Origin of the sequence: Serratia sp. PF-27, from assembly GCF_030053255.1 — a bacterium.
In the GTDB taxonomy this organism is placed as follows: Bacteria; Pseudomonadota; Gammaproteobacteria; order Enterobacterales; family Enterobacteriaceae; genus Serratia; species Serratia bockelmannii.
Map to the genome: position 1 here is coordinate 168,593 of NZ_JASGBT010000006.1, position 11,970 is coordinate 180,562.

7 protein-coding genes are annotated in these 11,970 nt (G+C 61.9%); all 7 read right to left on the reverse strand.

The features are described 5' to 3' along the window. Positions 1 to 34: 34 nt before the first annotated feature. The 7 genes from QMZ29_RS02625 to purL all read right to left on the reverse strand — a co-directional run bounded on the left by QMZ29_RS02625 (position 35) and on the right by purL (position 11,817). On the reverse strand, positions 35 to 958 hold the full coding sequence (locus QMZ29_RS02625; protein ID WP_261426593.1) for a LysR substrate-binding domain-containing protein: 924 nt from the start codon (positions 956 to 958) through the stop codon (positions 35 to 37). Between the two features lie 330 nt (positions 959 to 1,288). Continuing rightward, positions 1,289 to 1,627 (reverse strand): nitrogen regulatory protein P-II, encoded by a 339-nt coding sequence (glnB, locus tag QMZ29_RS02630; protein WP_004847623.1) that lies wholly within the window; start codon positions 1,625 to 1,627, stop codon positions 1,289 to 1,291. A gap of 11 nt (positions 1,628 to 1,638) precedes the next feature. Continuing rightward, positions 1,639 to 3,261 (reverse strand): NAD+ synthase, encoded by a 1,623-nt coding sequence (locus tag QMZ29_RS02635; RefSeq protein ID WP_025303930.1) that lies wholly within the window; start codon positions 3,259 to 3,261, stop codon positions 1,639 to 1,641. A 130-nt stretch (positions 3,262 to 3,391) separates the two neighbouring features. Next, entirely contained in the window at positions 3,392 to 4,732 is a 1,341-nt protein-coding gene (gene glrR / locus QMZ29_RS02640; protein ID WP_025303931.1) for a two-component system response regulator GlrR, read from the reverse strand. Next, positions 4,729 to 5,601 (reverse strand): two-component system QseEF-associated lipoprotein QseG, encoded by an 873-nt coding sequence (qseG, locus tag QMZ29_RS02645; RefSeq protein ID WP_053085981.1) that lies wholly within the window; start codon positions 5,599 to 5,601, stop codon positions 4,729 to 4,731. The genes glrR and qseG overlap by 4 nt, the downstream gene beginning before the upstream one ends. 3 nt (positions 5,602 to 5,604) lie before the next feature. Beyond that, entirely contained in the window at positions 5,605 to 7,041 is a 1,437-nt protein-coding gene (locus QMZ29_RS02650) for a sensor histidine kinase (RefSeq protein ID WP_025303933.1), read from the reverse strand. Positions 7,042 to 7,923: 882 nt separating this feature from the next. After that, entirely contained in the window at positions 7,924 to 11,817 is a 3,894-nt protein-coding gene (gene purL, locus QMZ29_RS02655; RefSeq protein ID WP_197819548.1) for a phosphoribosylformylglycinamidine synthase, read from the reverse strand. Positions 11,818 to 11,970: the final 153 nt, after the last annotated feature.

Below are 11,970 nucleotides of genomic sequence, written 5' to 3' on the forward strand. Positions count from 1 at the left end.
GCAACAAATTCTAAATACTGAACGACGCGTTCGATTAAATCGAATGCTTAAGCCCGGCGGCGTGTTTGCTGCCGTTCTCGCGCGCGATGGTGAGGAACGGCGTCACCAGCTCCGGCCGCGCGCTGCCGCGCCGCCATGCCAACCCGATATCCAGCGGCTCCAGCAGATCGTCCAGCTTGCGCGCCTCGATCATGTTGCCCTCCAGCGACCAAGCGCGGTACGCCATGTCCGGCTGGATGGAGACCCCCATCCCCGCCGCCACCAGACTGCGCACCGCCTCGGTCGAGGCGGTCTTCATGGCGATCTCCGGCTTCAGCCCGGCGCGCACCCAGATGCGCCGCGCGTGCACGTCCATTTCATCGGCGTTGAGCTGGATCAGCGGCTGTTTGGCCACGTCCGCCAGGCTGATGCTCTCGTGCTCCAGCAGCGGGTGCAGCGGCGGCAGCCACAGGCGGTACGGCGAGTGCATCAGCACCTCGGTCTGCAGCGCGTCGCGGTCCTCGATGTTCGACAAGATCAGTACGCCGATGTCGATCTCGCCGCTGACCAGCAGATGCTCGATGTACGGGCGTTCGTCTTCTACCACCTGCACGGTGACGTTGGGATAGGCCGATTTAAAGCGCGTGAGCAGCTCCACCAGAAAGTAGCCGGCCACCAGGCTGGTGACGCCGACGGTCAGCTTGCCGGTCAGGCTTTCGGTGCCGATCTGCAGGCTGCGCTTGGCGTTGTCCACCGTCGCCAGGATCAGATACGACTGGCGCAGAAACTGATGCCCCTGATGGGTCAGCGTCATGCCCTTGGCGTGGCGATCGAACAGCCGCACGCCGATCTCGGTTTCCAGCTGCTGGATCGCGAGCGTCAGCGAAGACTGGGAGACAAACACCGCCTGGGCGCCGGCGGAGATCGACCCGGTTTCCGCCACGGCGATGAAGTGGCGGATTTGGCGTAACGTCATCATCCCCATCGCCTTTCAAGCCGCTGCGTTGTTGTCTGCGTGCGCTTACCCCAGTCACTTACTTGAGTAAGCTCCTGGGGATGCACGCCCTTGCCGCCTAGCCGCAACTTGAAATTCATTGGGGATCACCTCAATCAAGATAGTTAGATTGATTGTAGATCCCGCGAGAAAAGCGATCGGGAAAAGTATCAAAAACGCGATAGCGTTCGCTTTTTTAGAATGCTGACAGGCAAAAAGGGGGAAACGGCGAGGCGAAGAAGCATGATGCGCGGGGGACAGAAATGACAAGGGCGCAGCACGCTGCGCCCTGATGGCCGATGATCCTGCGGAGGATCAGATCGCTTCTTCGTCCTGCTCACCGGTACGGATGCGCACCACGCGCGCCACGTCGAAGACGAAGATCTTGCCGTCGCCGATCTTGCCGGTCTGCGCGGTCTGCATGATGGTTTCCACGCAGGTGTCAACGATGTCGTCGGCAACCACGATCTCGATCTTCACCTTAGGCAAAAAGTCGACCATGTACTCGGCACCGCGGTATAGCTCGGTGTGGCCCTTCTGGCGGCCGAAACCTTTCACTTCGGTGACCGTCATGCCGGTGATGCCCACTTCGGCCAGCGCTTCGCGGACGTCATCCAGTTTGAACGGCTTGATAATCGCGTCGATCTTTTTCATCTTCTTTCCTTTTACCAATTTTTGCGGCCAAAACCGGATGTGATGGGGTAGCGGCGGTCTTTGCCGAAGTTACGGGCGGTGATGCGCGGCCCGACGGCGGCCTGACGCCGCTTGTATTCGTTGATGTCCACCAGGCGGATCACCTTGCGCACGATCGCTTCGTCGAACCCTTCGGCCACCAGATCGGCGACCGACTTGTCACGCTCAACGTAGCCTTCCAGGATCGCATCCAGGATATCGTACGGCGGCAGGCTGTCCTGATCGACCTGATCCGGCGCCAGCTCGGCGGACGGCGGACGATCGATCACCCGCTGCGGGATCACGTAGGAGACGGTATTACGGTATTCGGACAGCTTGAACACCAGCGTTTTCGGCACGTCTTTCAGCACGTCGAAACCGCCGGCCATATCGCCGTACAGCGTGGCGTAACCCACCGCCATTTCGCTCTTGTTACCGGTGGTCAGCACGATGCTACGGCGTTTGTTGGACAGCGCCATCAGCACCACCCCGCGGCAACGCGCCTGCAGGTTTTCTTCGGTGGTGTCACGCTCGGTGCCAGCGAACATCGGCGACAGCTGGCCCATAAAGGCGTCGAACATCGGTTCGATGGAGACGATATCGAACTCCACGCCGAGGATTTCCGCCTCTTCCTTGGCGTCGGCGATGCTGATGTCCGCGGTATAGCGGAACGGCATCATCAGCGCCTGCACCTTGTCTTTACCTAACGCATCCACGGCGATCGCCAGCGTCAGCGCCGAGTCGATGCCGCCGGACAGCCCCAGCACCGCGCCTTTAAAGCCGTTTTTGGTCACGTAGTCGCGCACCGCCAGCACCAGCGCCTGATACACCTGCGCCAGCTGCGGCAGTTCAGCGGCCGGATCGGCCATCGGCACCACGGCCAGCTCGTTGAATTCCAGACGAGTCACCTGCTCGTCGAAGGCCGCCAGACGGTGGGTCATGGTGCCGGCGGCATCGAATACCTTGGAGCAGCCGTCGAAGATCAGCTCATCCTGGCCGCCGACCTGATTGAGGTACACCAGCGGCAGCTGAGTGCGCTGGCAGTGGCCGGCCATCAGCGTTTTACGGATATACGGTTTTTCGCGGTTATACGGCGAGGCATTGATCGACAGGATAATCTCCGCGCCGGCCGCCTTGGCGGCGTCGATCGGCTCAGGGAACCACAGATCTTCGCAAATCAGCAGCCCCAGACGGTAGCCTTTCAGCTCCACCACGCAGGTGTCGTTGCCGGCATGGAAATAGCGCTTCTCATCAAACACGCCGTAGTTCGGCAGCTGCTGCTTGAAGTAGCGGGTCAGCAGGCGGCCTTCGGCAAACAGCGACAGCGCGTTATACAGCTTGTCGCCTTCGCGCCACGGGTGGCCGACCAGGATCGCCGTCTCGGCGGAGGCCTGCTGCAGGCGCAGCAGCTGCGCGTCGCAGCGCTGATAGAAGTCATTGCGATACAGCAGGTCTTCCGGCGGGTAGCCGGACAGCGCCAGTTCGCTGAACATGACCAGATCGGCTCCCGCCTTCTGCTGCTCCTGCACGATTTGCAACATGCGTTCGGTGTTGCCTTCAATGTCGCCGACCAGCAGGTTCAGCTGGGCCAGGGCGATGGAAAGTGATCTGCTCATTTGTGTACGATCCCGCTTAATACGTTCCATGGTGCTCTACGCCGGGGCGCGCCGCGGCAAAGAGAACGGAGTGTAAATCATTCCGCCGGATTTGTTGAGAACCTGCGTGGCAGGCACCGGCGGGAATCTGTCATTCTTTGAAATCGTTGGCGTCCAGCTCGTGACGCGACAGCAATTTGTAAAACTCGGTGCGGTTGCGGCCCGCCATGCGTGCGGCCTGGGTCACGTTGCCCTTGGTGATCTGCAGCAGCTTGCGCAGGTAGTGCAACTCAAACTGGTTGCGCGCTTCGGCAAAGGTCGGCAGCGCGGTGTTTTCCCCTTCCAGCGCTTGCTCCACCAGGGCTTCGCTGATCACCGGCGCCGAGGTCAGCGCCACGCACTGCTCGATGACGTTGACCAGCTGACGCACGTTGCCCGGCCAGCTGGCGGTCATCAGCCGCTTCATGGCGTCGGTCGAGAAGCTGCGCACGAACGGCTTGTGCCGCTGAGCCGCCTCGCGCAACAGGTGGTTGGCCAGCAGCGGAATGTCTTCGGCGCGCTCGTTGAGCGCCGGGATCTTCAGGTTCACCACGTTGAGGCGGTAGTAGAGATCCTCGCGGAACTCGTTCTTCGCCATCGCCTTTTGCAGATCGCGGTGGGTGGCGGAGATGATGCGCACGTCGATGTCCAGATCGCGGTTGCTGCCCAGCGGCCGCACCTTGCGCTCCTGCAGCACACGCAGCAACTTCACCTGCAGCGACAGCGGCATATCGCCGATTTCGTCGAGGAACAGCGTGCCGCCCGCCGCCGCCTGGAACAGCCCTTCGCGGCTGCTGACCGCGCCGGTAAAGGCGCCCTTGGCGTGGCCGAACAGTTCGGACTCCAGCAGCTGCTCCGGCAGCGCGCCGCAGTTGATGGCGATGAACGCCTTGCCGGCGCGCGGGCTGGCGGCGTGGATCGCCTGCGCCACCACCTCTTTGCCGGTGCCGCTCTGGCCGTTGATCAATACGCTGACGTCGGACTGCGCCACCATTTTCACCTGCTCCAGCAGGCGCAGCATCAGCGGGCTGCGGGTGACGATGTCTTCCCGCCAGGCCTCGTCGCCGGCCGGGGTGGCCGACAGCGCGAGCGCCTCGTCGATGGCCTTGTACAGCGCATCGCGATCCACCGGTTTGGTGAGGAAGCTGAACACCCCTTGCTGGGTGGCGGCCACCGCATCGGGAATCGAACCGTGCGCAGTGAGAATGATCACCGGCATGCCCGGCTGATGTTTTTGGATCTCGGCGAACAGCGCCATGCCGTCCATCTCGTCCATACGCAGATCGCTGATCACCAGATCGATCTGTTCGCGCGCCAGCAGGCGCAGCGCTTCCTGGCCGCTTTCGGCGGTGGTGACGTGAAAACCTTCACTGGTCAGGCGCATGCCCAGCAGCTTCAGCAGGCTGGGATCGTCGTCAACCAATAACAGGTTGGCCGGTTTGCGTGCGGTCATTGCGCGTGGGACTCCTTATTGGCAGGGGGCGGCGTATAGGTGTCTTCCGGTTCAACCGGCAGCGCGGTGCCCTTTTCCGGCTCGTCCTGCGGCTCAGCCCCTTTGGCGGCCGCGCCGTTTTTACCGGCGGCTTCGCCCTTTTGGGAGCCCGCGCCGTTGTCCGGGATTTCCCCTTGCAGCTGCTTGCGCGAAGAGAGCTGGCGCTCGATGTCGGTCAGGTTTTCCAGCTTGCGCGAGGTGTCCTGCAGCTGCGATTGCAAACGCGCCTGGCTCTGGCGCAGCGAATCGATCTGGCTGTCGCTGCTCTCCTGCAGATGCTGATAGCGCGCTTTCTCATCGAACAGCGTGATCTGCAGCATCTGCTGCTGGCGCCACAGCTGCGTCAGTGGACGCAGCGAGCCGGGGAACTCCATCCGGTAGCTGTTGATCCTGTCGATCATCTGGCGGCGTTCGCCGGAGGTCGGCTGTGCGCTACCCAGCAGGATGCTCTGTTTGAAAACGCCGGACCAGCTGTCACCCGGCACCGTTTTCGCCAGCGCGCGCGCCTGGGTCGACCCGATGCGATCGGCGCAGTCCATCGCGCGCAGCCAGTAGAGCGCATTATCCAGCGCATCCTTGTCGTCCAACTGCCACAGGGTATCGCAAGCCGCGGTGCGGTAATCGATCACCTTGGTATCCGGGATCGCCTCTTGCTGCTGAGCGTTCAGGCCGCCGCTGACGGCGCGATCGACGCAGCCCGCCAGCAACAGCGGCATAAAGAAGACGGCGCCCAACCAGCTGATCGGGCGTTTGCCGAGCGGCGCTCTGTGCGTGGCACGCGGTGAACGTTCGGTCTGTGAAAGACGAAGGCGCTTAGACCATGTGTACATTATTTATTCATTCTCGGCGGTTAACGGCAGTTCAATGCGGAAGCAGACGTCTGCACCGGCGACCGTCGCCAGTTGCAGCTCACCGCGCATGCGACGGATACAGTCCTGAGCGATGCTCAACCCCAGTCCGCTTCCTTTTACCGCCCCTTTTCGCTGGTGACTACCCTGGAAAAAAGGCTCGAAAATCATGGCTCTTTCAGCCTCGGGGATCGGCGTGCCGGTATTGGCGACGTCGATTTGCACCCGTTGTCCAACCTGACGGCTGCGGATCCAAATGTTACCGGATTCCTTGCCGTAGTGCACCGCATTGGAGTAGAGATTATCCAGCACGCGCATTAATAGCGTAGGCTCTGCCCAGCAGATTTCCGCCTCCAGCACGATTTCGGTGGAAATCATCTTCGCCCGCGCCGGCAAACTGTGCGCGGCGACCACCAAATCGACCATCTCGCGCAGCTCGACGTTCTCGTGTTCCGCCGGGCCATCGGCCAGTTTGCGGTTGTAATCCAGCAGCTGTTCAATCAGCTGCTGCAGGTGGCGACTGCTGTTGTCGAGGATCGTCACCACCTCTTTCTGATCGGAAGTCAGCGGCCCCGCCACCTCGTCGGCCAGCAGCTCGGTGCCTTCGCGCATGCTGGCCAGCGGCGTTTTCAACTCGTGCGAGATATGGCGCAAGAATTCGTGGCGCTGCGATTCCAGCCACGCCAGCCGCTCGCTCAGCCAGATGATGCGCTGCGCCAGCGAACGCAGCTCGCGCGGCCCCTTGAACGATGCAGTGCTGCCCAGCGCGCGCCCTTCCCCCAGGCGGTTGATCATCCGTTCCACGGCCTTGACCGGCCCGATGATCATGCGGGTAAACAGCACCACCAGCAGCACGCTGACCAGGAACAGCAGCAGCGCCTGCCAGCCGAAGAACTGGCCACGCTCGGCGATGGCCTGCTGCAGCTGCTGGCCGCGCGAGAACACCACCGCGCGCGTGGCCTGCACCATTTCGGCGTTGGAACGGGAGAACGATTCGAGCAAGGCCGAAGCCTCTTGGTCCGGCCCGCTGTTATGGCATTTGATCGCCGCCAGCTGGGTCAGCAACTGACGCAGCGTTTGGTAGTAGCGCTCGTCCGGCAGAATCGGCGCGTGGGCGTCCAGCATCTGCGAATATTGCTTGCGCTGGTTCTGGTACAGCTTCTGCAGCGTAGGATCGACCAGCACGCAGTACTGACGATAGCTGCGCTCCATCTCCAGCGCCACGCTGGTCATCGCCTCACTGCGCCGTGCGTCCACCAGCGTGGTGCGGTTGATGTCCGCCGCCTGCGCGCTGAGGTGATCCAGGCTCTGGTAGGCTTGATAGGCCAGCACCAACAGCGGCAGCAGCACCAACAGAAAGGCCAGCAGCACCAATTGCCGCAGCGAACGGGGAAATAAACGCCATTTTTTCAACGAAATCATCTCATTCTCTCAGCTCTGTCACGATGCTAACTGACTCGCCGGAAAGAAAAAAGCCCGGCAAGGGAGAATCCTGAACGCACAAGGAAAAAGCGACGGGATTGGTGAACCGCACCCATAGGCCTGCCGACGGCATGCGGCCCCGGTAATATCAACCGGTGCGAAAACGAGAGTGTGGGGAGAGCGTCTGCGTTCGAGGGCATAGGCAACGAAACAGGGATAAGCGCAGCGTTGAAAATTGACATCGGGGCAAGAAACTTGCCCCAACGCAAGGAAAGTGTGGATGCCCTTGAACCTCGTCCCCAGGGTGATGTAGCGCAGCGGCTGGCATCGAACAGGACGAATAGCATCCGTAAGTATCCAGGATTGATGAACCCTTCATCACAGTTGGATACAGGCGGTGCCTCACTCCACGTGTCGCCCGATGCTTGATAAAGCCGCTTGCACGGTCTGTTATCGGTTTAGTTGGACGATAGGCACCATTTCTTTGGCATCATTCGGAGGCTTATGAGGCGATTTGCCGTCTAATGACGGCGCCGTCATAAAAAGTTGAATGAGCAACTGACGAGAATAATGCACGCTGCGTGCCAACTTTGCAATTAAAATTATAATCACATGATTTTATTAAAAAATAAAATTATATCAGCAAATTTCTTTGCGCATCACGCACCGATGAGTTATGAAAAAAACGCCGCGCTGTCGCCAAATGCAGACAACTAAAGCTAAACCCGCTTACCATCAATAAAATCAAACAGTTAAATGTCTCCATTTAGCGACAGGAAAAATGGCGCCTGTCGCAAAATGCAGACACTGCCGCCAGTCGGCGAACGCCGGCCATAAAAAAGGGCGCAATTGCTTGCGCCCTCTGTACGGTGGTGGCCGTTTTTAGCCCAGCTGCTTACGGGCGTTGCGGAACATGCGCATCCACGGGCTGTCCTCGCCCCACTCTTCCGGGTGCCAGGAGTTGCTGACCGTGCGGAACACGCGTTCCGGGTGCGGCATCATCACCGTGGCGCGTCCGTTGGCGCTGGTTACGGCGGTAATGCCGTTCGGCGAACCGTTCGGGTTAGCCGGGTAAGCTTCCGTCACCTGACCGGCATTGTTGACGAAACGCAGCGCCACCAGACCATGGCTTTCCAGCGCCGCCAGATGCGCCGCATCGCGCACTTCGACGTGCCCTTCACCGTGGGAAACGGCGATCGGCATGCGCGAACCGGTCATGCCCTGCATGAACAGCGACGGGCTGGCCGCCACTTCCACCAGGCTGAAGCGCGCCTCGAAGCGATCCGACAGGTTGCGCACGAAGCGCGGCCAGTGTTCGGCGCCCGGGATCAGCTCGCGCAGGTTGGACATCATCTGGCAGCCGTTGCATACGCCCAGCGCCAGCGTCTGCGGACGGTGGAAGAACGCCTCAAACTCGTCACGCACCCGCTCGTTGAACAGGATAGACTTCGCCCAGCCTTCGCCAGCACCCAGTACGTCGCCGTAAGAGAAGCCGCCGCAGGCCACCAGCGTGTGGAAGTCCTGCAGATCGCGGCGCCCTGCCAGCAGATCGCTCATGTGCACGTCCACCGCGTCAAAGCCGGCGCGGTGGAACGCCGCCGCCATTTCAACGTGGGAGTTCACCCCCTGCTCGCGCAGCACCGCCACTTTCGGGCGAGCGCCCTTGGCGATGTACGGCGCGGCGATGTCTTCCTCGGGTGCGAAGGTCAGTTTCACGTTCAGGCCAGGATCTTGTTCATCCTGCTTGGCCTGATGTTCCTGATCGGCGCACGCCGGGTTATCGCGCAGGCGCTGCATCTGCCAGGTGGTTTCCGCCCACCAGGTGCGCAGCGTATTGCGGCTTTCGCTGTACAGCGCCTTGCCGTGCTGGGTGATGACGAAACGATCGCCGGCCTGCACGCTGCCGATGTGATGCACGTTGTCGGTCAGACCGTGCTGCGCGAACGCCCGCTTCACGTCGTCGAGGCGTTCGGCGCTCACCTGGATCACCGCGCCCAGCTCTTCGTTGAACAGCACCGCCAGCGCATCGTCGCCGAGGCCATCGAGGTTAACCTCTACGCCGCAGTGACCGGCGAAGGCCATCTCCGCCAGCGTCACCAGCAGGCCGCCGTCGGCGCGATCGTGGTAAGCCAGCAGCGCGCGATCGGCCACCAGCTGCTGCATGGCGTTGAAGAAGCCCGCCAGCTGCGCAACGTTGCGCACGTCGGCAGGTTTGTCGCCCAGTTGGCGGTAAACCTGCGCCAGCGCGGTGGCGCCCAGCGCGTTATGGCCGTTGCCCAGGTCGATCAACAGCAGCGCGCTGTCGCCCTTATCGGTGCGCAATTGTGGCGTCACGGTGTGGCGCACGTCTTCCACGCGGGCGAAGGCGGTGATGACCAGCGACAGCGGCGAGGTCATTTCACGCTGTTCATTGCCTTCCTGCCAGCGGGTTTTCATCGACATGGAGTCTTTACCCACCGGAATGGTGATGCCCAGCGCCGGGCACAGCTCTTCGCCCACCGCTTTCACCGCTTCGTACAGGCCGGCGTCTTCACCCGGGTGGCCGGCGGCGGCCATCCAGTTGGCGGACAGCTTCACGCGCTTCAGACTGCCGATTTCCGTGGCGGCCAGGTTGGTCAGCGCTTCCCCGACCGCCAGGCGGCCGGAGGCGGCGAAGTCCAGCAGCGCCACCGGCGCGCGTTCGCCGAGCGACATCGCTTCGCCGTAATAGCTGTCCAGGCTGGCGGTGGTGACCGCACAGTCGGCCACCGGGATCTGCCACGGGCCGACCATCTGGTCACGCGCCACCATGCCGGTAACGGTGCGGTCGCCGATGGTGATCAGGAAGGTTTTCTCCGCAACGGCCGGCAAATGCAGCACGCGTTTCACCGCGTCGGCCAGCGTGATGTTCTCACGCTGCACCGCCTCGCCATGCGCCTGCAGGCGGGTCACGTCGCGGGTCATTTTCGGCGTCTTGCCGAGCAGCACGTCCAGCGGCATGTCGATCGGCTGGTTGTCGAAGTGGCGGTCGTTCAGCGTCAGGTGCTGTTCTTCGGTCGCTTCGCCGATCACCGCATAAGGTGCGCGCTCGCGGCGGCAAATCTCGTCGAATTGTGCCATCTGCGCCGGGGCAATCGCCATCACGTAACGTTCCTGCGATTCGTTGCACCACACTTCCAGCGGGCTCATGCCCGGCTCGTCGTTGAGGATATCGCGCAGCTCGAAGCGGCCGCCGCGGCCGCCGTCGCTCACCAGCTCCGGCATGGCGTTGGACAGGCCGCCGGCACCGACGTCATGGATAAACAGGATCGGGTTCTGGTCGCCCAACTGCCAGCAGCGGTCAATCACTTCCTGACAGCGGCGCTCCATTTCTGGGTTGTCGCGCTGCACCGAAGCGAAGTCCAGATCGGCATCGGACTGGCCTGACGCCATCGACGAGGCTGCGCCGCCGCCCAGGCCGATATTCATCGCCGGGCCGCCCAGCACCACCAGCTTGGCGCCGACGGTGATTTCCCCTTTCTGCACGTGATCGGCGCGGATGTTGCCGATACCGCCCGCCAGCATGATCGGTTTGTGATAGCCGCGCAGCTCAACGCCGTTATGGCTGTTGACGCGCTCTTCATAGGTACGGAAGTAGCCCAGCAGCGCCGGACGGCCGAATTCGTTGTTGAATGCCGCGCCGCCCAGCGGGCCTTCGGTCATGATATCCAGCGCGGTGACGATGCGTTCCGGCTTGCCGAAATCCTGCTCCCACGGCTGTTCAAAGCCGGGAATGCGCAGGTTGGACACCGAGAAGCCCACCAGGCCCGCCTTCGGCTTGGCGCCGCGGCCGGTGGCGCCCTCGTCGCGGATCTCGCCGCCGGAGCCGGTCGCGGCGCCCGGCCACGGTGAGATCGCCGTCGGGTGGTTGTGGGTTTCTACCTTCATCAGGATGTGCGCGTCTTCCTGATGGTAATCGTACGTGCCGTTCTCCGGCGCGGCGAAGAAGCGACCGACCTGCGAGCCTTCCATCACGGCGGCGTTGTCTTTATACGCCGACAGCACGTAGTCCGGCGTCTGCTCATAGGTGTTCTTGATCATTTTGAACAGCGATTTAGGCTGCTGTTCGCCGTCGATGATCCAGTCGGCGTTGAAAATCTTGTGGCGGCAGTGCTCGGAGTTGGCCTGCGCGAACATATAGAGTTCGATATCCGTCGGGTTGCGCCCCAAACCGGTAAAGGCATTCAGCAGGTAGTCGATCTCGTCCTGCGCCAGCGCCAGGCCGAGCCGGACGTTGGCCTGCTCCAGCGCGGCGCGCCCTGCGCCCAGCACGTCGACCGACTGATACGGCGCCGGCTGATGGTGCGCGAACAGCTGTTCGGCCTGTTGCAGCTCGCTGAAGACGGTTTCCATCATGCGATCGTGCAGCAGCGCGGCGAGCTGGCGCCACTGGGTTTCCGTCAGCTCGGGCGCCTTGACGTAGAACGCCAGGCCGCGCTCCAACCGCAGCACCTGTTGCAAACCGCAGTTGTGGGCAATATCGGTGGCTTTGGAAGACCAGGGAGAAATGGTGCCCGGACGCGGCGTAACCAGCAGCAACCGGCCTTCGGGAGCGTGTTCGGCGAGAGAAGGACCGTACTTGAGCAGACGCTGAAGCTTGGCGTGTTCTTCGGCACTTAGCGGTGCACTAACATCGGCAAAGTGGACGTACTCGGCGTAGATATCACTGACGGGCAGGTGAGCGTCCTGGCAGCGGGACAGCAGTTTGGTAATGCGAAAAGCCGATAAAGCGGGCGAACCACGCAGAATTTCCATAATCAAAGTTCTCTCGTCTTCGAAGCGACGGATAAGACGCTTCATTGGGCGCAACAGGGGAAAACGCGCGTCATTATAGAGAATCCTCGCCGCCGACGAAACCGTTTGCGTAGGGATTATTGATAAAAGCGTGCCACACCGACGAATTGTCATAAC